Source organism: Streptomyces sp. NPDC057854 (genome assembly GCF_042797055.1).
Taxonomy (GTDB): Bacteria; Actinomycetota; Actinomycetes; order Streptomycetales; family Streptomycetaceae; genus Streptomyces.
The window spans coordinates 148903-174127 of the sequence record NZ_JBHVMF010000013.1; the positions used below are offsets into that span (position 1 = coordinate 148903).

The 25225-nt window shown below is 70.9% G+C and carries 24 protein-coding genes; 21 read left to right on the forward strand and 3 right to left on the reverse strand.

The features are described from left to right. Window positions 1-4: 4 nt before the first annotated feature. The 21 genes from thrC (at window position 5) to ACFVQZ_RS20390 (ending at window position 21329) form a co-directional block, all read left to right on the forward strand. Window positions 5-1075 carry a threonine synthase gene (gene thrC / locus ACFVQZ_RS20290; protein WP_030492620.1) on the forward strand — a complete coding sequence of 357 codons (1071 nt, stop codon included), beginning with the start codon at window positions 5-7 and terminating at the stop codon, window positions 1073-1075. 321 nt (window positions 1076-1396) lie between these two features. Next, the gene (thrB, locus tag ACFVQZ_RS20295) at window positions 1397-2314 is read left to right on the forward strand and encodes a homoserine kinase (protein WP_030492619.1); all 918 of its coding nucleotides are present in this window, start codon (window positions 1397-1399) and stop codon (window positions 2312-2314) included. 430 nt (window positions 2315-2744) lie between these two features. Beyond that, complete coding sequence (gene rho, locus ACFVQZ_RS20300; protein ID WP_383624488.1) at window positions 2745-4763, forward strand: transcription termination factor Rho; 2019 nt, start codon at window positions 2745-2747, stop codon at window positions 4761-4763. 211 nt (window positions 4764-4974) lie between these two features. Next, window positions 4975-6069, forward strand: coding sequence for an LCP family protein (locus ACFVQZ_RS20305; RefSeq protein WP_383624491.1), 1095 nt, complete (start codon window positions 4975-4977; stop codon window positions 6067-6069). A 146-nt stretch (window positions 6070-6215) separates the two neighbouring features. Next, a complete protein-coding gene (rpmE, locus tag ACFVQZ_RS20310; protein WP_030492616.1) occupies window positions 6216-6437 on the forward strand; it encodes a 50S ribosomal protein L31 in 222 nt (73 codons plus the stop codon). 97 nt (window positions 6438-6534) lie between these two features. Next, window positions 6535-7611, forward strand: a complete 1077-nt coding sequence (prfA, locus tag ACFVQZ_RS20315) for a peptide chain release factor 1 (protein WP_383624494.1) — start codon at window positions 6535-6537, stop codon at window positions 7609-7611. 43 nt (window positions 7612-7654) lie between these two features. Then, the gene (prmC, locus tag ACFVQZ_RS20320; RefSeq protein ID WP_030492614.1) at window positions 7655-8500 is read left to right on the forward strand and encodes a peptide chain release factor N(5)-glutamine methyltransferase; all 846 of its coding nucleotides are present in this window, start codon (window positions 7655-7657) and stop codon (window positions 8498-8500) included. 37 nt (window positions 8501-8537) lie between these two features. Continuing rightward, window positions 8538-9185: an L-threonylcarbamoyladenylate synthase gene (locus ACFVQZ_RS20325; RefSeq protein WP_030492613.1), complete on the forward strand. Its 648-nt coding sequence runs from the start codon at window positions 8538-8540 to the stop codon at window positions 9183-9185. Next, window positions 9182-9829, forward strand: a complete 648-nt coding sequence (locus tag ACFVQZ_RS20330) for a low molecular weight phosphatase family protein (RefSeq protein ID WP_030492612.1) — start codon at window positions 9182-9184, stop codon at window positions 9827-9829. Before ACFVQZ_RS20325 ends, ACFVQZ_RS20330 begins: the two co-directional genes overlap by 4 nt. 77 nt (window positions 9830-9906) lie before the next feature. Then, entirely contained in the window at window positions 9907-11154 is a 1248-nt protein-coding gene (glyA, locus tag ACFVQZ_RS20335; RefSeq protein ID WP_383624499.1) for a serine hydroxymethyltransferase, read from the forward strand. Window positions 11155-11273: 119 nt separating this feature from the next. Further along, window positions 11274-12587 carry an MraY family glycosyltransferase gene (locus ACFVQZ_RS20340; protein ID WP_030492610.1) on the forward strand — a complete coding sequence of 438 codons (1314 nt, stop codon included), beginning with the start codon at window positions 11274-11276 and terminating at the stop codon, window positions 12585-12587. A 282-nt stretch (window positions 12588-12869) separates the two neighbouring features. Beyond that, complete coding sequence (locus ACFVQZ_RS20345) at window positions 12870-13283, forward strand: hypothetical protein (protein ID WP_030492609.1); 414 nt, start codon at window positions 12870-12872, stop codon at window positions 13281-13283. A 225-nt stretch (window positions 13284-13508) separates the two neighbouring features. After that, window positions 13509-14318 carry a F0F1 ATP synthase subunit A gene (gene atpB, locus ACFVQZ_RS20350; protein WP_030492608.1) on the forward strand — a complete coding sequence of 270 codons (810 nt, stop codon included), beginning with the start codon at window positions 13509-13511 and terminating at the stop codon, window positions 14316-14318. A gap of 90 nt (window positions 14319-14408) precedes the next feature. Further along, entirely contained in the window at window positions 14409-14639 is a 231-nt protein-coding gene (gene atpE / locus ACFVQZ_RS20355) for an ATP synthase F0 subunit C (RefSeq protein WP_006346597.1), read from the forward strand. 44 nt (window positions 14640-14683) lie between these two features. Further along, the gene (locus ACFVQZ_RS20360) at window positions 14684-15229 is read left to right on the forward strand and encodes a F0F1 ATP synthase subunit B (protein WP_030492607.1); all 546 of its coding nucleotides are present in this window, start codon (window positions 14684-14686) and stop codon (window positions 15227-15229) included. Continuing rightward, window positions 15226-16041 carry a F0F1 ATP synthase subunit delta gene (locus ACFVQZ_RS20365; RefSeq protein ID WP_030492606.1) on the forward strand — a complete coding sequence of 272 codons (816 nt, stop codon included), beginning with the start codon at window positions 15226-15228 and terminating at the stop codon, window positions 16039-16041. The genes ACFVQZ_RS20360 and ACFVQZ_RS20365 overlap by 4 nt, the downstream gene beginning before the upstream one ends. 137 nt (window positions 16042-16178) lie before the next feature. Then, window positions 16179-17783 carry a F0F1 ATP synthase subunit alpha gene (gene atpA / locus ACFVQZ_RS20370; protein ID WP_030492605.1) on the forward strand — a complete coding sequence of 535 codons (1605 nt, stop codon included), beginning with the start codon at window positions 16179-16181 and terminating at the stop codon, window positions 17781-17783. A gap of 20 nt (window positions 17784-17803) precedes the next feature. Next, window positions 17804-18721 (forward strand): F0F1 ATP synthase subunit gamma, encoded by a 918-nt coding sequence (locus ACFVQZ_RS20375; protein ID WP_030492604.1) that lies wholly within the window; start codon window positions 17804-17806, stop codon window positions 18719-18721. Further along, complete coding sequence (gene atpD / locus ACFVQZ_RS20380; RefSeq protein WP_030492603.1) at window positions 18721-20160, forward strand: F0F1 ATP synthase subunit beta; 1440 nt, start codon at window positions 18721-18723, stop codon at window positions 20158-20160. Before ACFVQZ_RS20375 ends, atpD begins: the two co-directional genes overlap by 1 nt. 198 nt (window positions 20161-20358) lie before the next feature. Continuing rightward, window positions 20359-20733, forward strand: coding sequence for a F0F1 ATP synthase subunit epsilon (locus ACFVQZ_RS20385; RefSeq protein WP_030492602.1), 375 nt, complete (start codon window positions 20359-20361; stop codon window positions 20731-20733). 149 nt (window positions 20734-20882) lie between these two features. Continuing rightward, window positions 20883-21329 (forward strand): DUF2550 domain-containing protein, encoded by a 447-nt coding sequence (locus ACFVQZ_RS20390; protein ID WP_030492601.1) that lies wholly within the window; start codon window positions 20883-20885, stop codon window positions 21327-21329. 70 nt (window positions 21330-21399) lie between these two features. Here the strand turns inward: ACFVQZ_RS20390 and ACFVQZ_RS20395 are convergent, their stop codons facing one another. The 3 genes from ACFVQZ_RS20395 to ACFVQZ_RS20405 form a co-directional block, all read right to left on the reverse strand. After that, on the reverse strand, window positions 21400-23160 hold the full coding sequence (locus ACFVQZ_RS20395; protein WP_383624600.1) for a glycosyl hydrolase family 18 protein: 1761 nt from the start codon (window positions 23158-23160) through the stop codon (window positions 21400-21402). A 210-nt stretch (window positions 23161-23370) separates the two neighbouring features. Further along, entirely contained in the window at window positions 23371-24015 is a 645-nt protein-coding gene (locus ACFVQZ_RS20400; RefSeq protein WP_383624508.1) for a response regulator, read from the reverse strand. Beyond that, window positions 24012-25208 (reverse strand): histidine kinase, encoded by a 1197-nt coding sequence (locus ACFVQZ_RS20405; protein WP_030492598.1) that lies wholly within the window; start codon window positions 25206-25208, stop codon window positions 24012-24014. Before ACFVQZ_RS20405 ends, ACFVQZ_RS20400 begins: the two co-directional genes overlap by 4 nt. Window positions 25209-25225 lie beyond the last annotated feature (17 nt).

Sequence of the window (25225 nt, forward strand, 5' to 3'; positions counted from 1 at the left end):
ACCCATGACCAAGCAGGGCACCCACCAGTGGCGCGGCATCATCGAGGAGTACCGGGACCGCCTTCCGGTCACGGACACGACGCCGGTCGTCACGCTCCGTGAGGGCGGCACGCCGCTCGTCCCGGCCCAGGTCCTCTCCGAGCGCACGGGCTGCGAGGTGCACCTCAAGGTCGAGGGCGCCAACCCCACCGGGTCCTTCAAGGACCGCGGCATGACCATGGCCATCACCCGCGCCAAGGAGGAGGGTGCCAAGGCGGTCATCTGCGCCTCCACCGGCAACACCTCCGCCTCCGCCGCCGCGTACGCGGTGCGCGCCGGGATGGTCTCGGCGGTGCTGGTGCCGCAGGGCAAGATCGCGCTCGGCAAGATGGGCCAGGCCCTCGTGCACGGCGCGAAGATCCTCCAGGTCGACGGCAACTTCGACGACTGCCTGACGCTGGCCCGCGCGCTCTCCGAGAACTACCCGGTGGCGCTGGTCAATTCGGTCAACCCGGTCCGCATCGAGGGCCAGAAGACCGCCGCGTTCGAGATCGTGGACATGCTGGGCGACGCCCCCGACATCCACGTCCTGCCGGTGGGCAACGCGGGCAACATCACCGCGTACTGGAAGGGGTACCGCGAGTACGCCGAGGACGGGCTCGCCACCCGCCGGCCGCGCATGTGGGGCTTCCAGGCGTCCGGTTCGGCGCCGCTGGTGCGCGGCGAGGTCGTCAAGGACCCCTCCACCATCGCGACCGCGATCCGCATCGGCAACCCGGCCTCGTGGCAGTACGCGATCGCCGCGCGCGACGAGTCGGGCGGCTTCATCGACGAGGTGACGGACCGTGAGATCCTGCGCGCCTACCGTCTGTTGGCCGCGCAGGAGGGCGTCTTCGTGGAGCCGGCGTCGGCCGCCTCGGTCGCCGGTCTGCTGAAGGCCGCCGAGCAGGGCAAGGTCGACCCGGGCCAGCGGATCGTCTGCACCGTGACCGGGAACGGTCTGAAGGACCCCGACTGGGCCGTCGCCGGCGCCCCGCAGCCGGTCACCGTCCCGGTGGACGCCGCCGCGGCCGCCGAGCGGCTCGGACTGGCCTGATCCCGATGCCCCGGACGGGGGAGCGGATGCTCGGGAACGAGCGGAAACTCCCCCGACCGGGTGAAGGCTCTGGTCGAAACCCGATCAGGAACGTACATAGGCGCACAGGTTGGCGCGCGACACGCATCGTGCGCCTCCCGTGCGCCCTATGTCGCCACAGAACCTTCCTTCGATAGGCTGTACCGAACCCGCCCCGGCGCGCAGGCGCGGTGCCGTCGCCGTGGTCGCCCGCTCGCGACCGAACGGCCGAAACGGCCCCCCGGGTTCCCCAGCACTTCTCTTGAACACCCCGTTGCCGCAGTCAAGGAGAGTCATCGAGCGATGGCCGGTCCCGCGTTCCGCGCCGCCGCCGTACGGGTGCGCGTCCCCGCCACCAGCGCCAACCTCGGCCCGGGCTTCGACGCCTTCGGCCTGTCGCTGGGCCTCTACGACGACGTCGTCGTCCGGGTCGCCGACTCCGGGCTGCACATCGACATCGCCGGAGAGGGCGCCGACACGCTCCCGCGCGACGAGAAGCACCTGCTCGTACGCTCCCTGCGCACGGCCTTCGACCTGCTCGGCGGGCAGCCGCGCGGCCTGGAGGTCGTCTGCGCCAACCGCATCCCGCACGGCCGCGGCCTCGGCTCCTCCTCCGCCGCCATCTGCGCCGGCATCGTCGCCGCCCGCGCCGTGACCATAGGCGGCGACGCCAAGCTCGACGAGGCCGCCCTGCTGGAGCTGGCCACCGAGATCGAGGGCCACCCCGACAACGTCGCCGCCTGTCTGCTCGGCGGCTTCACCCTCGCGTGGACCGAGGCCGGCGCCGCGCGGGCGATCAGGATGGACCCCTCGGATTCCATCGTTCCGGTGGTTTTCGTGCCCGGGAAGCCGGTCCTCACCGAGACCGCCCGGGGCCTGCTGCCGCGCACCGTCCCGCACGTGGACGCCGCCGCCAACGCCGGCCGCGCCGCCCTCCTCGTCGAGGCCCTGACCCGCCGCCCCGAGCTGCTGCTGGCGGCCACCGAGGACCGGCTGCACCAGGAGTACCGGGCCCCCGCGATGCCGGAGAGCGTCGCCCTGGTGAACCGGCTGCGGGCCGACGGAGTGCCCGCGGTCATCTCCGGCGCGGGCCCGACGGTCCTCGCGCTGGCCGACAACGGGACGGCCGACAAGGTCGCCCTGCTCGCGGGCGAGGGCTGGGCCGCCAACCGGCTCGACCTCGACGCGTCCGGAGCGAGCGTGCTGCCGCTGGCGCCCTGACGGCGCGGCGGCGGACGCCGTACGGGACGCCGGGCAGCGTTCCGAACACGCGATTGCCGGTGAGTGAGAGGGGGAATGTTTGTTGGAGCCGGTAGTGTTAACCTCAAGTCTGCACCCGACCTCTTTGTGGAGCGGTGCGGAGTGTCCCCTCAGGGACCACCCATTCTTCCGGGAGCCTCCTCCCCAACTGCCTGAGCAGCCTGCCTGAGCAGTTTCGAGCACGCTCCGGAACCGGCACGACACCCCTCGCTCCCACCCGCGAGGGCCGAGCAGGGGGCGCTCGGGCCGGACACAGCACGTTTTCTCTCCTCTCGCCGCATTCCGGCGGGACCACCGCCCCGGACACGGTCCGCCAACCAGGACCGCTGCCGGACAGCACAACCGGTCGCCGAGCCACAGGGCCGACGTCCGCTCCAGGGAAGGACCCTTCGTGAGCGACACCACCGATCTGATGGGCGTGACTGCCGACGACACCGTCGACGCCGCCGCGCCCGCCGCAGGTGCTGCCAGTGGCGGCACCGCACGGCGCCGCCGCTCCGGCACCGGCCTCGAGGGCATGGTCCTGGCCGAGCTGCAGCAGGTCGCGTCCGGCCTCGGCATCAGGGGCACCGCGCGGATGCGCAAGAGCCAGCTGATCGAGGTCATCAAGGAGGCGCAGGCCGGGGCAGGCAGCGCCGCCCCCGCCAAGACCGACGCCGCCGCCGAGGCCAAGCCGAAGCGCCGCGCCACTTCCAAGGCCCGCACGGGCGAGACCGCCGAGGCCGCCGAGCCGAAGGCGGAGCAGGCCGAGCAGGCCCCCGCCCAGCAGCAGATCGACATTCCGGGCCAGCCGTCGAAGCCGAGCACCGCCGAGCAGGGCGACGAGCAGCCGGCCGGCGAGCGCCGCCGCCGCCGGGCCACCGCCCCCGCCGGTTCGCCGGAGGGCGCCGAGGCCGCGCAGGCCGTGAAGACCGAGACGCGTACCGAGGCCAAGGGCGAGGCGCAGGGCGACCGCGCCGAGTCCGCCGCCGACACCGCCGAGGGCCGCAGCCGCCGGGACCGCCGGGACCGCCGCGACCGCCAGCGCGAGCGCGGCAAGGGCGACGACCAGCAGCAGGGCGGCGGCCAGCGCAAGGACCAGCAGCGCCAGGGCCAGGGCCAGGGCCAGGGCCAGCAGCAGGGTCAGGGCCAGGGCCAGCAGGGCGGCGGCGGCTTCCAGGACGACGACGACTTCGAGGGCGGCCGGCGCGGGCGTCGCGGGCGCTACCGCGACCGCCGCGGCCGTCGCGGGCGCGACGAGTTCGCCGCCGGCGAGCCGCAGGTCTCCGAGGACGACGTCCTGATCCCCGTCGCGGGCATCCTCGACATCCTCGACAACTACGCGTTCATCCGGACCTCCGGCTACCTGCCCGGCCCGAACGACGTGTACGTCTCCCTCGCCCAGGTCCGCAAGAGCGGCCTGCGCAAGGGCGACCACCTCACCGGCGCGGTCCGCCAGCCGAAGGAGGGCGAGCGCCGCGAGAAGTTCAACGCGCTGGTCCGCCTGGACTCGGTCAACGGCATGGCGCCGGACTCCGGCCGCGGCCGCCCCGAGTTCAACAAGCTGACGCCGCTCTACCCGCAGGACCGGCTCCGCCTGGAGACCGACCCGGGCGTGGTGACCACGCGGATCATCGACCTCGTGTCGCCGATCGGCAAGGGCCAGCGCGGTCTGATCGTGGCCCCGCCGAAGACCGGCAAGACCATGATCATGCAGGCGATCGCCAACGCGATCACCCACAACAACCCCGAGTGCCACCTGATGGTCGTCCTGGTCGATGAGCGTCCGGAAGAGGTCACCGACATGCAGCGGTCGGTCAAGGGCGAGGTCATCTCCTCGACCTTCGACCGCCCGGCCGAGGACCACACCACCGTCGCCGAGCTGGCCATCGAGCGCGCCAAGCGCCTCGTCGAGCTGGGTCACGACGTGGTCGTCCTGCTGGACTCCATCACCCGCCTGGGCCGCGCGTACAACCTCGCGGCGCCCGCCTCCGGCCGCATCCTGTCCGGTGGTGTCGACTCGACCGCGCTCTACCCGCCGAAGCGCTTCTTCGGTGCCGCGCGCAACATCGAGGACGGCGGCTCGCTGACCATCCTGGCCACCGCGCTGGTCGACACGGGCTCGCGGATGGACGAGGTGATCTTCGAGGAGTTCAAGGGCACCGGCAACATGGAGCTCAAGCTCGACCGGAAGCTCGCCGACAAGCGGATCTTCCCGGCCGTCGACGTCGACGCCTCGGGCACCCGCAAGGAGGAGATCCTCCTCGGCAGCGACGAGCTCGCCGTCACGTGGAAGCTCCGCCGCGTCCTGCACGCGCTCGACCAGCAGCAGGCCATCGAGCTGCTCCTGGACAAGCTCAAGCAGACGAAGTCGAACGGCGAGTTCCTGCTGCAGATCCAGAAGACGACGCCGGGCGGCAACAACGACTGACGTCGCCGGGGAGACCCGCGTCACATCGCGGAGACCGGCTCCGAGGCCGTGATCCGTTCGTGACCTGCGCGAACACCGTGCCCGCCACTCACCGAGTGGCGGGCACGGCGCGTTGCGGGAGGCTCGCGCAGCGAAACCTCACAGGTCCGTATGCAACCCTTTCGGGTGCTTCGCCGTCACAAAAGGTGAACCATAGGCCCGAGGGAAGACGATGACCGAGCAGACACCGAGCGGGCGCGCACGCGGAGGCGCCACCGGACGCCGCCGCAAACCGTCCGCCAAACGCCGCCGCGCCGGCATAGCCGTGTCCGGCGCCTTCGCCGTGCTCGTCCTGGCCGGCGCCGGACTCGGCTACGTGTTCCTCCAGCTCGACGGGAACATCCAGAGCGTCGACATCAACGCCCAGCTGGGCACCGACCGCCCCAAGAACGTCGACAACGGCTCGCTGGACATCCTCGTCCTCGGCTCCGACTCCCGCTCCGGGGACAACGGCGCCTACGGCAAGGACGAGGGCGGCGCCCGCTCCGACACCGCGATGGTCGTCCACGTCTCCGAGGGCCACCGGAAGGCGAGCGTCGTCTCCATCCCGCGCGACACCCTCGTCGACCGCCCCGCCTGCACCACCCCGCAGGGCGCCGAGGCCCCCGGCGAGAGCCGCGCCATGTTCAACACCGCGTACGAGGTCGGCGGCCCCGCCTGCGCCGTCAAGACCGTCGAGGCGATGTCCGGCATCCGCATGGACCACTACGTCGAGGTCGACTTCACCGGCTTCACGAAGCTCATCGACACCCTCGGCGGCGTCGAGATCACCACCACCCGGCCCATCAAGGACGCCAAGAGCCACCTCGACCTGGAGCCCGGCACCCACACCCTCGACGGCGAGCAGTCCCTCGGCCTCGTCCGCACCCGCAAGAGCGTCGGCGACGGCAGCGACCTCGGCCGCATCCAGCTCCAGCAGGCGTTCATGAAGGCGTTCATCGACCAGGTCAAGGGCCTCGGCCTCGGGACGAACCCGAAGAAGCTCCTGGACGTCGCCGACGCCGCCACCAAGGCGATCACCACCGACTCCGAGCTCGACTCCGTCCAGGAGCTGATGGGCTTCGCCCAGGGCCTCACCGGCCTCTCCGCCGGGAACGTGCACATGGTGACCCTCCCCGTCCGGTACGACCCCGCCGACCCCAACCGGGTCGTCCCCGTCGAGGAGAAGGCCCAGCAGGTCTGGAAGGCCCTCGCCGCCGACCGCCCGATCCCCGCGGCGGCGACGAAGGACACCGCCACCGGCAAGGCCGAGGGCGTCATCCGCTGACCCCGCCGGCCCCCGGGAATACCGGCGCCGCCACCCCGGTTTGGGGAGATGCGGCCGGTCCTGGCAGACTGGTACGTCGGCCCCGGTTCACGTCCGCCGCAACCCGCGGCGACGACCCGGTGCCCTCCCGGAACTAGGAGACACCCTTGAAGCGCGAGATCCACCCCGAGTACGTCGAGACCCAGGTCAGCTGCACCTGTGGCGCGTCGTTCACCACCCGCAGCACCCTGACCGAGGGCACCATCCGTGCCGAGGTCTGCTCCGAGTGCCACCCGTTCTACACGGGCAAGCAGAAGATCCTCGACACGGGTGGCCGCGTCGCCCGCTTCGAGGCCCGCTTCGGCAAGGCCGCCGGCTCCAAGAAGTAGCGAGCCCCCGCGCCGGTCACCGGCCGCCCCCGAGCGGGGCGGCCGGGACCGGCGCTTTGGCGTCCCCGTAGCAACTGACGAAACCAGGAGCCCGAAGATGTTCGAGGCGGTCGAGGAACTGGTCGGCGAGCACGCCGACCTCGAGAAGAAGCTCGCCGACCCGTCGGTCCACGCCGACCAGGCCAACGCGCGCAAGCTGAACAAGCGCTACGCCGAGCTGACCCCGATCGTCGGCACGTACCGCTCCTGGAAGCAGACCGGGGAGGACATCGAGACCGCGCGCGAGTTCGCGCACGACGACCCCGACTTCGCCGCCGAGGTCAAGGAGCTGGAGAAGCAGCGCGACGAGCTCACCGAGAAGCTCCGCCTCCTGCTGGTCCCGCGCGACCCCAGCGACGACAAGGACGTCATCCTGGAGATCAAGGCCGGCGCCGGCGGCGACGAGTCCGCCCTCTTCGCCGGGGACCTGCTCCGCATGTACCTCCGCTACGCCGAGCGCGTCGGCTGGAAGACCGAGATCATCGACGCCACCGAGTCCGAGCTCGGCGGCTACAAGGACGTCCAGGTCGCCGTGAAGACCAAGGGCGGCCAGGGCGCCACCGAGCCCGGCCAGGGCGTCTGGGCCCGCCTCAAGTACGAGGGCGGCGTCCACCGCGTGCAGCGCGTGCCCGCCACCGAGTCGCAGGGCCGCATCCACACCTCCGCCGCCGGCGTGCTCGTCACCCCCGAGGCCGAGGAGGTCGACGTCGAGATCCACGCCAACGACCTGCGCATCGACGTCTACCGCTCCTCCGGCCCCGGTGGCCAGTCGGTCAACACCACCGACTCCGCGGTCCGCATCACCCACCTGCCGACCGGCATCGTCGCCTCCTGCCAGAACGAGAAGAGCCAGCTCCAGAACAAGGAGCAGGCCATGCGCATCCTGCGCTCCCGGCTCCTCGCCGCCGCCCAGGAGAAGGCCGAGGCCGAGGCCGCCGACGCCCGCCGCAGCCAGGTTCGCACGGTCGACCGCTCCGAGAAGATCCGCACGTACAACTTCCCGGAGAACCGCATCTCCGACCACCGCGTCGGCTTCAAGGCGTACAACCTCGACCAGGTCCTCGACGGCGAGCTCGACGCCGTCATCCAGGCGTGCGTCGACGCCGACTCGGCGGCGAAGCTCGCCGCGACCTGAGCAAGGCCGTTCCCCAGCCCCACCCCGCACCACGGAGGACCGCGTGAACCTGCTGCTCGCCGAGGTGGCCCAGGCCACCCAGCGGCTGGCCGACGCCGGCGTTCCCTCACCGCGCTTCGACGCCGAGGAACTCGCCGCGTTCGTGCACGGCGTCAAGCGGGGGGAGCTGCACAACGTCAAGGACGCCGACTTCGACGCCCGCTACTGGGAGGCCGTCGCCCGCCGCGAGGCCCGCGAACCCCTCCAGCACATCACCGGCCGGGCGTTCTTCCGCTACCTGGAGCTCCAGGTCGGCCCCGGCGTCTTCGTGCCCCGCCCGGAGACCGAGTCCGTGGTCGGCTGGGCCATAGACGCCGTCCGCGCCATGGACGTCGTCGAACCGCTCATCGTCGACCTCTGCACCGGCTCCGGCGCCATCGCCCTCGCCATGGCCCAGGAGGTGCCGCGCTCCCGCGTCCACGCCGTCGAGCTGTCCGAGGACGCGCTCGTCTGGACCCGGAAGAACGCCGAGGGCTCCCGCGTCACCGTCCACCAGGGCGACGCGCTCACCGCGCTCCCGGAGCTGAACGGCCAGGTCGACCTGGTCATCTCCAACCCGCCGTACATCCCCCTCACCGAGTGGGAGTACGTCGCCCCCGAGGCCCGCGACCACGACCCCGAGATGGCGCTGTTCTCCGGCGAGGACGGCCTCGACACCATCCGCGGCATCGAGCGCACCGCCCACCGGCTGCTCCGCCCCGGCGGCCTCGTCGTCATCGAGCACGCCGACACCCAGGGCGGCCAGGTGCCGTGGATCTTCAACGAGGAGGCCGGCTGGTCGGACGCCGCCGACCACCCCGACCTCAACAACCGGCCGCGCTTCGCGACCGCCCGCAAGGCGATGCCATGAGCCGGCACCGCACCACCACGAAGGAGGAGCGCGACTGATGGCACGCCGATACGACTGCAACGAGGCGACCGACCGCGCGACCGGCCTGCGCGAAGCCGCGTCGGCCGTCCGCCGCGGCGAACTCGTCGTGCTCCCCACCGACACCGTGTACGGGCTCGGCGCGGACGCCTTCTCCGGCGAGGCCGTCGCCGACCTCGCCGCCGCGAAGGGCCGCGGCCGCGGCATGCCCCTGCCCGTCCTCATCGGCTCCCCGAACACCCTGCACGGGCTGGTCACCGACTTCTCCGAGCAGGCGTGGGAGCTCGTCGACGCGTTCTGGCCCGGCCCGCTGACCCTGGTCGCCCGGCACCAGCCGTCCCTCATGTGGGACCTCGGCGACAGCCGCGGCACCGTCGCCATCCGGATGCCGCTGCACCCGGTCGCCATCGAGCTGCTCACCGAGGTCGGCCCGATGGCCGTCACCTCGGCGAACGCCGCCGGGCACCCCGCGCCGGAGGACTGCGACGCCGCCCAGCAGATGCTCGGCGACGCGGTCTCCGTCTACCTCGACGGCGGCCCGACCCCGGGCATCGTCCCCTCCTCCATCGTCGACGTCACGGGCAAGGTCCCGGTGCTGCTGCGCGAGGGCGCGCTGTCACCGGAGGAGCTCCGGAAGGTCGTACCCGACCTCGAGGTGGCCAGTTGACCGCCCCTGAGGGGCGTGGCATAGCGGGGTACGAGCAGCACGAGGGCACCTTCCGCATCCTCCACGTCAGCACCGGCAACGTCTGCCGCTCGCCGATCACCGAGCGGCTGACCCGCCACGCCCTGGGCCAGCGGCTCGGCGACGGGCTCGGCACGGGCCTCATCGTGGAGAGCGCCGGCACCTGGGGGCACGAGGGCGCGCCCATGGAGACCAACGCGGAGCTGGTCCTCGCCGACTTCGGCGCCGACCACAGCGGCTTCGTCGGGCGCGAGCTGCTCGACGAGCACGTCATCCGCGCCGACCTCGTCCTCACCGCGACCCGCGACCACCGCGCGCAGGTCATCTCGATGGGCCACTCGGCCGGCCTGCGCACCTTCACCCTGAAGGAGTTCACCCGGCTGGTCCGCGCCATCGACCCCGCCACCCTCCCGGACCCGCGCGACGGCGTGGTCGGACGCGCCCGCGCCCTGGTCCGCGCCGCCGCCGCGCTCCGCGGCTGGCTCCTGGCCCCCTCCGCCGAAGCGGACGAGGTCAACGACCCGTACGGCGCCCCCATCACCGTCTTCCGCTCCATCGGCGACGAAATCCAGGAGGCCCTGGACCCGGTCGTCACCGCCCTGACAGGCGTCCCGACCCGCCGCTGAGGGGCGGGCGTTCCGGGGGCGGGGTGCGGGGGGCGCGCCTACATTGGTGCTACGTCCCTCCAGGCACGGAGTCAGCCATGTCGGTCAGCGCGCCCCCCGAAGAGGTCCTCGACGTCCTGCGGCGGCAGGATCCGGAGATCGCCGACGTGCTGGCCGGGGAGGGGCGGCGGCAGGCCGAGACGCTGCAGCTGATCGCGGCGGAGAACTTCACGTCGCCGGCGGTGCTGGCGACGCTGGGGTCGCCGCTCGCGAACAAGTACGCCGAGGGGTACCCCGGCGCCCGCCACCACGGCGGCTGCGCGTACGCCGACGCCGCCGAGCGGATCGCCGTGGAACGGGCCACCGCGCTCTTCGGAGCGGATCACGCGAACCTCCAGCCCCACTCGGGCTCCGCGGCCGTCCTGGCGGCGTACGCAGCCCTTCTCAGGCCCGGTGACACGGTCCTCGCCCTCGGTCTGGACCAGGGCGGGCACCTCACGCACGGATCGCCGGCGAACTTCTCGGGCCGCTGGTTCGACTTCGTCCCGTACGGCCTCGACGCCGAGACCGGGCTCATCGACTACGAGCAGCTCGCCGCGCTCGCCCGCCACCACCGGCCGAAGGCGATCGTGTGCGGCTCGATCTCGTACCCCCGCCACCCCGACTACGCGCTGTTCCGGGCCGTCGCGGACGAGGTCGGCGCCTATCTGATCGCCGACGCCGCGCACCCGATCGGACTGGTCGCCGGGGGAGCGGCGCCGAACCCGGTGCCGTACGCGGACGTCGTCTGCGCCACCACCCACAAGGTGCTGCGCGGTCCGCGCGGCGGGATGCTGCTGTGCACGGCGGAGCTGGCCGAGCGGGTGGACCGGGCGGTCTTCCCGTTCACCCAGGGCGGCGCCCAGATGCACACCATCGCGGCGAAGGCGGTGGCCCTGGGGGAGGCGTCCACTCCGGCGTTCACCGCGTACGCCCATCGGGTGGTCGAGCACGCGCGCGTGCTGGCCGGGGCGCTCGCCGCCGAGGGCTTCGCGCTGAGCACCGGCGGCACCGACACCCACCTCATCGCCGCCGACCCCGCCCCGCTCGGCACCGACGGCCGGACCGCCCGCGCCCGGCTCTCCGCCGCCGGCGTCGTCCTGGACACCTGCGCGCTCCCGTACGGGGACCGGCGCGGGATCCGGCTCGGCACCGCGGCGGTCACCACCCAGGGGATGGGCACCCCGGAGATGGCGAGGATCGCCGCGCTGTTCACCGCGGCGCTGCGCGACGAACCGGAGGAGACGGCGCGGGTACGGGCCGAGGTACGGGAGCTGACCAGGAGATTTCCCCCGTATGGACGGTGAGCGGAAGACGGCCGCCGGGCGTCCGCAACCGTTCGGCGGCCCCTGGTGTCTCCAACCACATGGACGGCACGGCTAGGGTGTGGGGCTGAGATGGCCAGCGATTCCTGTGGGGACAGCCCGTGCGTGATTACCTGCTGACGCTCTGTGTCACGGCCGCGGTGACCTATCTGCTGACCGGTCCGGTGCGGAAGTTCGCCATCGCGACCGGCGCGATGCCGGAGATCCGCGCGCGGGACGTGCACCGAGAACCGACTCCGCGGCTCGGTGGCATCGCCATGTTCTTCGGGCTGTGCGCGGGCCTGCTCGTCGCCGACCACCTCCAGAACCTCAACAGCGTCTTCGACCAGTCGAACGAGCCGCGGGCGCTGCTCTCCGGCGCCGCGCTGATCTGGCTGATCGGTGTCCTGGACGACAAGTTCGAGCTGGACGCGCTGATCAAGCTGGGTGCCCAGATGATCTCGGCCGGCGTGATGGTGGCGCAGGGTCTGACGATCCTGTGGCTGCCGATCCCCGGCGTCGGCACGGTCGCGCTCACCCAGTGGCAGGGCACGCTGCTGACGGTGGCCCTGGTGGTCCTCACGATCAACGCGGTCAACTTCGTGGACGGCCTCGACGGCCTGGCCGCCGGCATGGTCTGCATCGCCACCGGCGCCTTCTTCCTGTACGCGTACCGGCTCTGGTACGGCTACACGATCGAGGCGGCGGCCCCCGCGACCCTCTTCGCCGCGATCCTCATGGGCATGTGCCTGGGCTTCCTGCCGCACAACATGCACCCGGCGCGGATCTTCATGGGCGACTCCGGCTCGATGCTGATCGGCCTGATCCTGGCCGCGTCCGCCATCTCGATCACCGGCCAGGTGGACCCCGACACCCTGAAGATCTTCGAGGGCTCGACCCGTGAGGCGACCCACGCGGCGCTGCCGGTCTTCATCCCGCTGATCCTGCCGCTGACCATCATCGCGATCCCGATGACCGACCTGGTGCTCGCGATCGTGCGGCGCACCTGGAAGGGCCAGTCGCCGTTCGCCGCCGACCGCGGCCACCTGCACCACCGGCTCCTGGAGATCGGCCACTCGCACAGCCGGGCGGTGCTGATCATGTACTTCTGGTCGGCGCTGATCGCGTTCGGCACGCTCGCGTACTCGGTGCACTCGACGTCCATGTGGATCGTGCTGGTCATCACCGCGCTGAGCGCGGTCGGGCTGGTGCTGCTCCTGCTGCCGCGCTTCTCGCCGCGGGCGCCGCGCTGGGCGGAGGCCGTGGTCCCGCCGCGGTACCGGCGCCGCAAGCCCGCCCCCGTACCGGAGCCGGAGCCGCAGCACGAGGCGGCGGCGGACGAGCGGGTCCCGGTGCCGGCCGGGCTGCACGGGTCGACGGCCATCGGTCACCGTTCGCGCTTCACCGACCGGCGGAAGGCCGGAACGCCGAGTTGACGCGGTGGCCGGCGCCGGCCACCGAAAGCCTCAGCGGCGCCCATTACCAGACAAGGTGCCCCGCTGTCCCGCACAACCGCGCGTTGTAGCCCTCATGTGTGACAGTTGGCACACCCCTGAGTAAAGACCTATTCAAATAGTTTGTGATACGGTTCACGAGACCCGGCGACAGTGCCGAAAGACCGTAGTGCGACGGTCTGTTGGCCCCGAGACCCACCTCGGACCGGGCATACGCTCGTCCCTGACGACACCATCGCCCCCCAGCAATGCGGAGACACCGCCATGCCTTCCACCGACGCACGCCTTCTTCTCTCGGCCGTCGTACCCACTGCCGCCGTCGGCGCCGTCGCCACGGTCATCAGCGGGATCGTCGCCGGCGGGAAGGGGGCGATCGGCGCCGTGCTCGGCACCCTGGTCGTGATCCTCTTCATGGGCATCGGGATGCTGGTGCTCCAGCGGACGGCAAAGAAGCTTCCGCAGCTGTTCCAGGCCATGGGGCTCTTGCTCTACACGACCCAGCTGCTGGTTCTCTTCGTCTTCCTGGCCTTGCTGAAGGGCACCACGGTGTTCGACTTCAAGGCCTTCGCCTTCACGCTGCTCGCGGCGACCGTGATGTGGGTGGCTGCCCAGGCCCGTGCCTACATGAAGGCCAAGATCGCGTATGTCGAGCCCGAGAAGTCGGGTTCAAAGCCGTGAGGGGTAGGGCCGGTATAAAGACGCGTTCTGCTTCCTGCTATCGTCCGGTGCCAACTGCGGCACTGCGGGCGCGGGCATCCGAAGAGGCGCCTGTCCCAGCGCGAGGCTCGATGCCGAACCGCCGCCCCCTTATCCGTAAGACCAGTCCAGTGCCGACCCGCGGCTGCGTGCCGCGCCGACACAACGAGGTTGCCGTACCTATGCGCCACGCTGAAGGAGCCCGCGGTGAGTGCTGACCAGACGCTTGCCTTCGACCCGGATTGCCACATCTTCACCGGATGCGGCTTCCCGGCTCCGGGCCTGCACACGTTCATCTACGAGCCCATCGCGACGTGGGGCAGCTTCGAGCTGACCAAGCCCATGCTGCTCGCGGTGCTGAGCTCCGTCGTGGTGGTCGGTTTCTTCTGGGCGGCCTTCCGCAAGCCGAAGCTGGTCCCCGGCAAGATGCAGATGATCGGCGAGGCCGGTTACGACTTCGTGCGCCGCGGCATCGTCTACGAGATCATCGGCAAGAAGGACGGCGAGAAGTACGTCCCCTTCATGGTGTCGATGTTCTTCCTCGTCTGGATGATGAACCTCTGGTCGATCATCCCGCTCGCCCAGTTCCCGGTCACCTCGCTGATCGCCTTCCCGGCGGCCCTCGCGCTGATCGTCTACGTCCTCTGGGTGTCGCTGACCTTCAAGAAGCACGGCTTCGTCGGCGGCTGGAAGAACATCGTCGGCTGGGACAAGTCCCTCGGCCCGATCCTGCCGCTGGTCGTCGTCCTCGAGTTCTTCTCGAACCTGATCATCCGGCCCTTCACGCACGCGGTCCGACTGTTCGCGAACATGTTCGCCGGTCACCTGCTGATCGTGATGTTCTCGCTGGCCTCCTGGTACCTGCTCAACGGCATCGGCATCGTCTACGCGGGCACGTCCTTCGTGATGGTCCTCGTGATGACCGCCTTCGAGCTCTTCATCCAGGCCGTCCAGGCGTACGTCTTCGTCCTCCTGGCCTGCAGCTACGTCCAGGGCGCGCTCTCCGAGCACCACTGAGCCCCCTGCCACGGACCAGCTCCACCACCCACCCCGCAGTCTCCGGTGGCCAACCCCCACCGGGTCCTTGAAAGAGAAGGAAGAACCGGCATGTCCGCTCTCCAGACCCTTGCTGCTGTCGAAGGCAACGTCGCCGCCATCGGTTACGGCCTCGCCGCGATCGGCCCCGGCGTCGGCGTCGGCATCATCTTCGGTAACGGCACCCAGGCCCTCGCCCGCCAGCCCGAGGCGGCCGGCCTGATCCGCACCAACCAGATCATGGGTTTCGCCTTCTGTGAGGCGCTCGCCCTCATCGGCATCGTCATGGGCTTCGTCTACTAAGCCTGCTTCACGACGACAGCCACATTTTCACGGAAGGCACTGATGTGAACGCTCTGCTTCTTGCGGCCGAGGGGGAGCCCATGCCCCCCCTCCTCCCGCATCTTGACGAGCTCGTCATCGGCCTGATCGCCTTCGTCATCGTCTTCGGCTTCCTCGCCAAGAAGCTCCTCCCGAACATCAACAAGGTTCTGGTCGAGCGCCGCGAGGCCATCGAGGGTGGCATCGAGAAGGCCGAGTCGGCCCAGATCGAGGCTCAGAGTGTGCTGGAGCAGTACAAGGCACAGCTTGCCGAGGCCCGCCACGAGGCCGCGCGTCTCCGCCAGGAGGCGACGGAGCAGGGCACCGCGATCATCCAGGAGATGAAGGCGGAGGGCCAGCGCCAGCGCGAGGAGATCATCGCCGCCGGCCACACGCAGATCGAGGCCGACCGCAAGGCCGCGGCCGCCTCCCTGCGCCAGGACGTCGGCAAGCTCGCCAGCGACCTGGCCGGCAAGCTGGTCGGCGAGTCCCTCCAGGACACCGCCCTCCAGAGCCGCACGATCGACCGCTTCCTCGACGAGCTCGAGGAGAAGGCTGAGGCCGTCCGATGAACGGAGCGAGCCGTGAGGCACTGGCCGCCGCCCGCGAGTCCCTCGACGCGCTGACCGACAACACCTCGGTCGACGCGACGAAGCTTGCGGACGAGCTGGCCGCAGTCACCGCCCTGCTCGACCGCGAGGTGTCGCTGCGCCGGGTCCTGACCGACCCCGCGCAGGCGGGTGAGGCCAAGGCCGAGCTCGCGCAGCGACTCCTGAACGGTCAGGTGGGCGGGGAGACCGTCGATCTGGTCTCCGGCATGGTCCGGTCCCGCTGGTCGCGCTCCCGCGACCTGGTCGACTCGGTCGAGGAGCTGGCGAACACCGCCGACCTCACCGCGGCCCAGAAGGCGGGCGCCCTCGACTCCGTCGAGGACGAGCTGTTCCGGTTCGGCCGGATCGTGTCCTCCAGCACCGAGCTCCGCTCGGCGCTGACGGACAAGACCGCCACGGCCACCGCCAAGGGCGAGCTGCTCCGCAGCCTGCTCGGCGGAAAGGCCCACCGCACCACCGAGCGTCTGGTCGTCCGTCTGGTGACCCAGCCCCGGGGACGTAGCCTGGAAGCGGGACTCGAGTCCCTGTCCAAGCTCGCCGCGGCGCGCCGGGACCGGATGGTCGCGGTCGTCACCTCGGCGGTCCCGCTGACCGACCAGCAGAAGCAGCGCCTCGGTGGCGTCCTCGCCAAGCTGTACGGCCGCGAGATGCACCTGAACCTGGACGTGGACCCCGCGGTCCTCGGCGGGATCTCGGTGCGAGTCGGTGACGAGGTCATCGACGGCACGGTCGCAGAGCGCCTCGGCGAGGCGAAGCGGCGGCTGGCCGGCTGACGGCAGCAGCCGCCGGCAACACAACACGCATCACAGCGGCCCGGTTGGGCCGTGCAGAGATTGCAGAAGATTCCTGGGGGTCGGCCCCCAGACCCCTTAAGAAACTTCGGGCCCAACAAGGAGAGCAGGGAACCCAGATGGCGGAGCTCACGATCCGGCCGGAGGAGATCCGGGACGCACTGGAGACCTTCGTCCAGTCGTACCAGCCGGACGCGGCCTCGCGCGAGGAGGTCGGCACGGTCAGCCTGGCCGGCGACGGCATCGCGAAGGTCGAGGGTCTTCCCTCGGCCATGGCGAACGAGCTGCTGAAGTTCGAGGACGGCACCCTCGGCCTCGCGCTGAACCTCGAAGAGCGCGAGATCGGCGCGATCGTCCTCGGCGAGTTCAGCGGCATCGAGGAGGGGCAGTCGGTGCAGCGCACCGGCGAGGTCCTCTCCGTCGGCGTCGGCGAGGGATACCTGGGTCGCGTCGTCGACCCGCTCGGCAACCCGATCGACGGTCTCGGCGAGATCGCCACCGAGGGCCGCCGCGCCCTCGAGCTGCAGGCCCCGGGCGTCATGGCCCGTAAGTCGGTCCACGAGCCCATGGAGACCGGCTACAAGGCCGTCGACGCCATGACTCCGGTCGGCCGCGGTCAGCGACAGCTGATCATCGGCGACCGCCAGACCGGCAAGACCGCCCTGGCCGTCGACACGATCATCAACCAGCGCGACAACTGGCGCTCGGGCGACGTGAACAAGCAGGTCCGCTGCATCTACGTCGCCGTCGGCCAGAAGGGCTCCACCATCGCGTCCGTGCGCGGCGCCCTGGAGGAGGCCGGCGCGCTCGAGTACACGACGATCGTCGCCGCCCCGGCGTCCGACCCGGCCGGCTTCAAGTACCTCGCCCCGTACACCGGCTCGGCCATCGGCCAGCACTGGATGTACCAGGGCAAGCACGTCCTGATCGTCTTCGACGACCTGTCGAAGCAGGCCGACGCCTACCGCGCCGTGTCCCTGCTGCTGCGCCGCCCGCCGGGCCGCGAGGCCTACCCGGGTGACGTCTTCTACCTGCACTCCCGCCTGCTGGAGCGCTGCGCGAAGCTCTCGGACGAGCTGGGCGCCGGCTCGATGACCGGTCTGCCGATCGTCGAGACCAAGGCCAACGACGTCTCGGCGTTCATCCCGACCAACGTCATCTCCATCACCGACGGCCAGTGCTTCCTGGAGTCCGACCTGTTCAACGCCGGCCAGCGCCCGGCCCTGAACGTCGGTATCTCGGTCTCCCGCGTCGGTGGCTCCGCCCAGCACCCGGCCATGAAGCAGATCGCCGGCCGCCTCCGCGTGGACCTCGCCCAGTTCCGTGAGCTCGAGGCGTTCGCCGCCTTCGGTTCCGACCTGGACGCGGCCTCGAAGGCGCAGCTGGAGCGCGGTCAGCGCATGGTCGAGCTGCTCAAGCAGGCTCAGTACCAGCCGATGCCGACCGAGAACCAGGTCGTCTCCGTCTGGGCCGGCACCACCGGCAAGATGGACGACGTCCCGGTGGCGGACATCCGTCGCTTCGAGGCCGAGATGCTGGCGTACCTCCGCCAGAACCACTCCGGCCTCATGACCTCCATCCGCGAGGGCAAGAAGATGTCGGACGACACCCTGACGGCCGTGGCCGACGCCATCGCGGAGTTCAAGAAGCAGTTCGAGACCTCTGACGGCAAGCTGCTCGGCGAGGACGCTGCCGCTCCTGCCGCCGTCAACGTCTCGAAGTGACGACGGAAGGGACCTGACTCATGGGAGCGCAGCTCCGGGTCTACAAGCGTCGCATCAAATCCGTCACCGCGACGAAGAAGATCACCAAGGCGATGGAGATGATCGCCGCCTCGCGCGTCGTCAAGGCTCAGCGCAAGGTGCAGTCGTCGACCCCGTACGCCACCGAGCTCACCCGCGCGGTGACCGCGGTGGCCACGGGCGCCAACGACAAGCACCCGCTGACCACCGAGGCCGAGAACCCGACCCGCGCCGCGGTTCTGCTCCTGTCGAGCGACCGCGGTCTGGCCGGCGCCTTCAACTCCAACGCCATCAAGGCGGCGGAGCAGCTCATCAAGCGGCTGGAGGGCGAGGGCAAGGCGGTCGACATCTACGTCGTCGGCCGTCGTGGCATCGCGCACTTCAACTTCCGTGAGCGCAAGCTGGCCGACACGTGGGCGGGCTTCACGGACGAGCCGACGTACGCGGACGCCAAGAAGATCGGCGCCCCGCTGATCGAGGCGATCGAGAAGGACACGGCCGAGGGTGGTGTGGACGAGCTCCACATCGTCTACACCGAGTTCGTCTCGATGATGACGCAGACGGCGGTCGAGGCCCGGCTGCTGCCCCTCAGCCTCGACGAGGTGGCGAAGGAGGCCGGCGAGACGGACGCGCTCCGTCCGCTGTACGACTTCGAGCCGTCGGCGGAGGACGTCCTGGACGCCCTCCTGCCGCGCTACGTCGAGAGCCGCATCTACAACGCGCTGCTCCAGTCGTCGGCGTCGAAGCACGCCGCCACGCGGCGCGCGATGAAGTCGGCGACCGACAACGCGGGCGAGCTGATCACCAGCCTGACCCGACTTGCCAACGCGGCCCGCCAGGCCGAAATCACCCAGGAAATCAGCGAGATCGTCGGTGGCTCCGCAGCCCTGGCCGACGCGACCGCGGGGAGTGACAAGTAATGACGACCTCTGTTGAGACCGCCGCTGCCACGGGCCGCGTCGCCCGGGTCATCGGCCCGGTCGTCGACGTGGAGTTCCCCGTCGACGCGATGCCGGAGATCTACAACGCGCTGAACGTCGAGGTTCCGGACTCGACCGGCGAGGGCACCAAGACGCTGACCCTGGAGGTCGCGCAGCACCTCGGTGACGGCATGGTCCGCACCATCTCCATGCAGCCCACCGACGGTCTGGTCCGCCAGGCCCCGGTGGTCGACACCGGCGACGGCATCACGGTGCCGGTCGGCGACGTCACCAAGGGCCGCGTGTTCAACACCCTCGGTCAGATCCTGAACGAGCCCGAGGCCGAGTCCGAGGTCGGCGAGCGCTGGTCCATCCACCGCAAGGCCCCGGCGTTCGACCAGCTCGAGTCGAAGACCGAGATGTTCGAGACCGGCCTGAAGGTCGTCGACCTTCTCACCCCGTACGTCAAGGGTGGAAAGATCGGTCTGTTCGGTGGCGCCGGTGTCGGCAAGACCGTTCTGATCCAGGAAATGATCATGCGTGTGGCGAAGCTGCACGAGGGTGTTTCCGTGTTCGCCGGCGTCGGTGAGCGTACGCGTGAGGGCAACGACCTCATCGCGGAGATGGAGGACTCGGGCGTTCTCGACAAGACCGCCCTCGTCTTCGGCCAGATGGACGAGCCGCCGGGCACCCGTCTCCGGGTCGCCCTCGCCGGTCTGACCATGGCGGAGTACTTCCGCGATGTGCAGAAGCAGGACGTGCTGTTCTTCATCGACAACATCTTCCGCTTCACCCAGGCCGGTTCCGAGGTGTCGACCCTGCTCGGCCGCATGCCCTCCGCGGTGGGCTACCAGCCGAACCTGGCCGACGAGATGGGTCTCCTCCAGGAGCGCATCACCTCGACCCGTGGTCACTCGATCACCTCGATGCAGGCGATCTACGTCCCCGCCGACGACCTCACCGACCCGGCGCCGGCGACCACCTTCGCCCACCTCGACGCGACGACGGTTCTCTCCCGTCCGATCTCCGAGAAGGGCATCTACCCGGCCGTGGACCCGCTGGACTCCACGTCCCGGATCCTGGACCCGCGCTACATCGCGCAGGACCACTACGACGCCGCCATGCGCGTCAAGGGCATCCTGCAGAAGTACAAGGACCTCCAGGACATCATCGCGATCCTCGGTATCGACGAGCTCAGCGAGGAGGACAAGCTCGTCGTGCACCGTGCGCGTCGTGTCGAGCGCTTCCTGTCGCAGAACACCCACGCCGCCAAGCAGTTCACCGGTGTGGACGGTTCGGACGTTCCGCTGGACGAGTCGATCGCCGCGTTCAACGCGATCTGCGACGGCGAGTTCGACCACTTCCCGGAGCAGGCGTTCTTCATGTGCGGTGGTCTCGAGGACCTCAAGAAGAACGCCAAGGAGCTCGGCGTCTCCTGAGCCCCGTGCTCGCCCGAGGGGGGCGGGACCGCTTCCCGCCCCTCTCCCACGCCCTAGCGGCAATCCCCGGGGGACGACCCCGGGATCCCCGGGATTCACCCTCGGGGACGGGCTCCGGCACTTCGGTGCCGGACGCCCCACTAGACTTTGACCCAACACCCGGCGGCACCGCCGGGTGGTGAACCGAGGAGCCCACCCTTGGCTGCTGAGCTGCACGTCGAGCTGGTCGCCGCGGACCGGAGTGTCTGGTCCGGCGAGGCCACCCTGGTCATCGCGCGTACCACCTCCGGCGACATCGGCGTCATGCCCGGTCACCAGCCGCTTCTCGGTGTGCTGGAGTCGGGCCCGGTGACCATCCGCACGAGCGAGGGCGCCACCGTCGTGGCCGCCGTCCACGGCGGTTTCATCTCCTTCGCGGACGACAAGCTGTCGCTGCTGGCGGAGATCGCCGAGCTTGCGGACGAGATCGACGCCCAGCGCGCCGAGCGCGCGCTGGAGCGTGCGAAGTCGGAGGAGGACGCCGCCGCCGAGCGGCGCGCCGAGGTCCGGCTGCGCGCGGTGGCCGTCCGCTAGCGGACCGGCGACCGAAGAGAGTAGTGCCCTCAGCCGCGGCACGGCTGGAATGTTCCAGACCGTGCCGCGGCTGAGGCGATGCAGATGCAGGTCGTATTCGGTGGGGCCGGCGGCGCCGGTCACGGGACGCAGCGAGGAGGTCGGTGAAGATGTTCCTCGCGCTGTTTGTCTGCGGGCTGGTCGTCGCACTGCTGGTGATCGGGCTCTTCGTCTTCGGACTGCGCCGCAGGCTGATCCAGCGGGCCGGCGGCACCTTCGACTGTTCGCTGCGCTGGGACGTCCCGGAGGAGCCGGACCTGTCCGGCAAGGGCTGGGTGTACGGCGTGGCCCGGTACAGCGGTGACGAGATCGCGTGGTTCCGGGTCTTCTCGTACGCGCCCCGGCCGCGCCGGTTCCTGGAGCGGTCGGCGATCGTGGCGCTGGAGCGCCGGATGCCGGAGGGCGAGGAGGAGCTGGCGCTGCTCTCGGACTCGGTGATCCAGCCCTGCATGTACAACGGGGTCCGGCTGGAGCTCGCGATGAGCGAGGACGCCCGGACCGGTTTCATGGCCTGGCTGGAGGCGGCGCCGCCCGGCCAGAGGGTGAACGTGGCGTAGCCACGCGCGTGCGTACGGAAGCGGGGGACGGTGTGCTGCACCGTCCCCCGCTTCGTCGTACCGGCGTCCGCTAGCTCAGGCCGCCGTTGATCGCGGAGACCAGCTCGCCGTTGCTGGTGTCACCGCTGAACTCCCAGAAGAACGCTCCGCCGAGGCCCTGGTTCTTTGCCCAGCCCATCTTGGAGGTGACGGTGGCGGGGGTGTCGTAGCTCCACCAGTTGGTGCCGCAGTGGGCGTAGGCGGTGCCGGCGACGGTGCCGTTGGACGGGCAGGAGGTCTTGAGGACCTTGTAGTCCTCGATGCCCTGCTCGTACGTGCCCTGCGCCGGTCCGGTGGCCGTGCCGCCGGGGGCGGACTGGGTGACGCCGGTCCAGCCGCGGCCGTAGAAGCCGATGCCGAGCAGCAGCTTGTTGGCCGGGACGCCCTTGGCCTTGAACTTGGCGATCGCCTCGGCGGAGTTGAAGCCCGCCTGCGGGATGCCGGCGTACGAGGTCAGCGGGGAGTGCGGGGCCGTCGGGCCCTTCGCCGCCCAGGCGCCGAAGAAGTCGTACGTCATCACGTTCAGCCAGTCGTAGTACGGCGCGGCGCCGCCGTAGTCGGCGGCGTCGATCTTGCCGCCGGCGGAGGCGTCGGCCGTGACGGCCGCGGTGACCAGGTTGTTCGGGCCGAACTTGGCGCGCATGGCCTGCATCATGGTCTTGAAGGACGCGGGGCCGCTGGTGTCACAGGTGAGACCGCAGGCGTTCGGGTACTCCCAGTCCAGGTCGATGCCGTCGAAGACGTCGGCCCAGCGCGGGTCCTCGACCAGGTCGTAGCAGGACTGGGCGAAGGCGGCCGGGTTCTGCACGGCCTGGCCGAAGCCGCCGGACCAGGTCCAGCCGCCGAAGGACCAGAGGATCTTGATGTGCGGGTACGCCTTCTTCAGCTTGCGCAGCTGGTTGAAGTTGCCGCGCAGCGGCTGGTCCCAGGTGTCGGCGACGCCGTCGACGGACTGGTCGGCGGTGTAGGCCTTGTCGTAGTCGGCGTAGGCGTCGCCGATGGTGCACTTGCCGCCCTGGACGTTGCCGAAGGCGTAGTTGATGTGGGTGATCTTGGACGCGGAGCCCGAGGTCACGATGTTCTTCACGTGGTAGTTGCGGCCGTAGACGCCCCAGTTGGTGAAGTAGCCCATCTTGACCGTGTTCGGGTTCGGCTGGCCGCCGTCGCCGCCGGTGGTGCGGACGGCGACCGGGCCGGCGGCGGGGCCGGTCTGGTCGGCGGTGTCGCGGGCGACGACGGTGTAGCTGTAGTCGGTGCCGGCGGTGAGGCCGGTGTCGGTGTAGCTCAGGGCGGTGGTCGTGGTGACCTTGGTGCCGTCGCGGAGGACGTCGTAGTTCTTGACGCCCTTGTCGTCGGTGGCGGCGCCCCAGCTGAGCTTCGCCGAGGTGTCGGTGACGTTCGAGGCGGTGGGGGCGCCGGGGGCCGACGGCGGGTTGTCGCCGGGCTGCTGGGTGCCGTCGCAGGAGGCGCCGTTGATCTTGCAGCCGCTGGGGGCGCCGGAGCCGGAGCCGTTGTAGCCGAAGGAGACGGAGGCGCCGGGCGCCAGGGTGCCGTTCCAGGAGACGTTCTTGGCGGTCCAGTGGTCGCCGCTGTTGGTGACGGTGGCGTCCCACGCGGAGGTGACCTTGGTGCCGGAGGGGTAGTCCCACTCCAGGTTCCACGCGGAGATGGTGGTGGTGCCGGTGTTCTTGATGGTCCAGCTGGCACCGAATCCGGTGCCCCAGTCCTGGGTCTTGGTGTAGGTGGCGGTGACCGAGGTGGCCGCCTCCGCGGGGGTGGCGAGACCGACCATGGCGGCCAGCGGAAGGGTCAGGGCGGTGAGGCCGGCGGCGGCCTTCGCCTTGAGTCCTCTTCGGCGCGTCGGTGCTTGAGTGCTCAACGGTGCTCCTCAAGTTGCGGACGTTCGGGGTGGGGGTGGTCCGTGGGAGAGTTGCGCGCGCCCCGCGAGCGTAGGAAGGTCTGGACCAATCGTCAAGAGGTCCAGACCAACGTCGGTGGCGTTCTACTGGAGCCCCAACTCCCTTGCCAGCACCGCCGCTTGCACCCTGCTGCGCAGCCCGAGCTTGCCCAGCACCTTGCTGACGTGCGTCTTCACCGTCGCCTCCGCCATCTCCAGCCGTACCGCCACCTCCGCGTTCGACAGCCCCGCCCCCAGCGCCGCCAGCACCTCCCGCTCGCGCGGCGTCAGCCCCGCCAGCACCTCCGGGTCCCTCCGTACCGGCGGCGTGGGCGCGGCGAACTCGGCGATCAGCCGCCGCGTCACCGCCGGCGCGATCAGCCCCTCGCCCCGCGCCACCGTCCGCACCCCCTCGACCAGCTCCCGCGCGTCCGCGTTCTTCAGCAGGAAGCCCGACGCCCCCGCCCGCAGCGCCCCGAAGACGTACTCGTCCAGATCGAAGGTGGTCAGCACCAGCACGTCCGCCAGCCCCTCCGCCACCACCAGACGGGTCGCCGTCACCCCGTCCATCCGGGGCATCTGCACGTCCATCAGCACCAGGTCCGGCCGCAGCTCCCGGGCCAGCTCCACCGCCCGCTCCCCGTCCTCCGCCTCCCCGACGACCTCGATGTCCGGGGCACTGCCCAGGATCAGCACCAGACCGGCCCGTACCGCCGCCTGGTCCTCGGCCACCACCACCCGCACCGTCATGCCCGCTCCTCCTCGCTCGCGTCCACGGGCAGCTCCGCCCGCACCCGCCACACCCTCGCGCCGCCGTCCACCGCCGCCGGACCGGCCTCCAGCGACCCGCCCAGCAGCGCCACCCGCTCCCGCATGCCCACCAGCCCCGCCCCGGACCCCGGCGCGCGGGGCCCCGGCCGCTGCCCGTACGGGCTCGTCACCGTCACCCGCAGCGCCCCGTCCCGGTGCGCGAGCGCCACCCGCACCTCGCCGGGCGCCGCGTGCTTCAGCGCGTTCGTCAGCGACTCCTGCACGATCCGGTACGCCGCCAGCTCCACCGGCGCCGGAAGCCCCGGACCGTCCCGGCGGGCGTCGTCCAGGACGAAACGCAGCCCGCTGGCCGACCCGTTGGCCCGCGCCTGGGCGACCAGGGCGTCGAGCCCCGCCAGCGTCGCCGTCGCGGCCGGCTCGGTCTCCGCGCCGCTGTCCCGCAGCAGCCCGATCAGCCGCCGCATCTCCGCCAGCCCCGCCACGCTGTTCTCGCGGATCACCGCGAGCGCCTGCCGGGTGGTGCCGGGATCGTCCAGGGAGAGCGCCGCCGTCGAGTGGATCGCGATCGCGGAGAGGTGGTTCGCCACCATGTCGTGCAGCTCCCGCGCCATCCGCGCCCGCTCCGCCACCACCGCCTGCGTCCGGTCCATCTCGGCCAGCAGCGCCGTCTGCTCGGCGCGCAGCCGGGCGGACTCGGCGGCCTCGCGGTGGTTGCGCACGATGGAACCGGTGACGGCCGGCAGGAAGGCGACGATGCCGGTGATCACGCCGACGAGCAGCGCGTAGGCGTTCTGCCACCAGACCAGGAAGGCCACCGTGACGCCGACGGTGACCAGCGCGGTCGTGTACGGGATGCGGCGGGCCTGCGCCGGGGTGCCGTAGACGACCGCCGCGTAGACCACGTCCGTGAACATCAGCACCGTCGCCAGGTTCCCCTGGGTCAGCTGGTCGGCCACGATGGCCAGCGTCCCGGTCACCAGAGCGGTCCACGGCGCGGCCCGGCGCAGCGCCTCCGCCCCGGCCATCACGGTCAGCGGCACGAGCGCCGCCCCCCGCTGGTCGAAGACCCGGTCGGCCGTGGTGTACAGCCCGAACGACCACAGCAGCACGCCGACGGAGAGGCCGGCGAGGGCGATGAGGAGGTCGTGGCGGTGGGGACGGGGGAGGGTCACGTCCCCATCCAACACGC

What these genes read in the sequence shown, in the direction of transcription:
- thrC (WP_030492620.1), top strand. Translation starts at nt 5, where the DNA reads ATGACCAAGCAGGGCACCCACCAGTGGCGCGGCATCATCGAGGAGTAC.
- thrB (WP_030492619.1), top strand. Translation starts at nt 1,397, where the DNA reads ATGGCCGGTCCCGCGTTCCGCGCCGCCGCCGTACGGGTGCGCGTCCCC.
- ACFVQZ_RS20305 (WP_383624491.1), top strand. Translation starts at nt 4,975, where the DNA reads ATGACCGAGCAGACACCGAGCGGGCGCGCACGCGGAGGCGCCACCGGA.
- prfA (WP_383624494.1), top strand. Translation starts at nt 6,535, where the DNA reads ATGTTCGAGGCGGTCGAGGAACTGGTCGGCGAGCACGCCGACCTCGAG.
- ACFVQZ_RS20325 (WP_030492613.1), top strand. Translation starts at nt 8,538, where the DNA reads ATGGCACGCCGATACGACTGCAACGAGGCGACCGACCGCGCGACCGGC.
- glyA (WP_383624499.1), top strand. Translation starts at nt 9,907, where the DNA reads ATGTCGGTCAGCGCGCCCCCCGAAGAGGTCCTCGACGTCCTGCGGCGG.
- ACFVQZ_RS20345 (WP_030492609.1), top strand. Translation starts at nt 12,870, where the DNA reads ATGCCTTCCACCGACGCACGCCTTCTTCTCTCGGCCGTCGTACCCACT.
- atpE (WP_006346597.1), top strand. Translation starts at nt 14,409, where the DNA reads ATGTCCGCTCTCCAGACCCTTGCTGCTGTCGAAGGCAACGTCGCCGCC.
- ACFVQZ_RS20365 (WP_030492606.1), top strand. Translation starts at nt 15,226, where the DNA reads ATGAACGGAGCGAGCCGTGAGGCACTGGCCGCCGCCCGCGAGTCCCTC.
- atpA (WP_030492605.1), top strand. Translation starts at nt 16,179, where the DNA reads ATGGCGGAGCTCACGATCCGGCCGGAGGAGATCCGGGACGCACTGGAG.
- ACFVQZ_RS20375 (WP_030492604.1), top strand. Translation starts at nt 17,804, where the DNA reads ATGGGAGCGCAGCTCCGGGTCTACAAGCGTCGCATCAAATCCGTCACC.
- atpD (WP_030492603.1), top strand. Translation starts at nt 18,721, where the DNA reads ATGACGACCTCTGTTGAGACCGCCGCTGCCACGGGCCGCGTCGCCCGG.
- ACFVQZ_RS20390 (WP_030492601.1), top strand. Translation starts at nt 20,883, where the DNA reads ATGTTCCTCGCGCTGTTTGTCTGCGGGCTGGTCGTCGCACTGCTGGTG.
- ACFVQZ_RS20395 (WP_383624600.1), bottom strand. Translation starts at nt 23,160, where the DNA reads ATGGTCGGTCTCGCCACCCCCGCGGAGGCGGCCACCTCGGTCACCGCC.
- ACFVQZ_RS20400 (WP_383624508.1), bottom strand. Translation starts at nt 24,015, where the DNA reads ATGACGGTGCGGGTGGTGGTGGCCGAGGACCAGGCGGCGGTACGGGCC.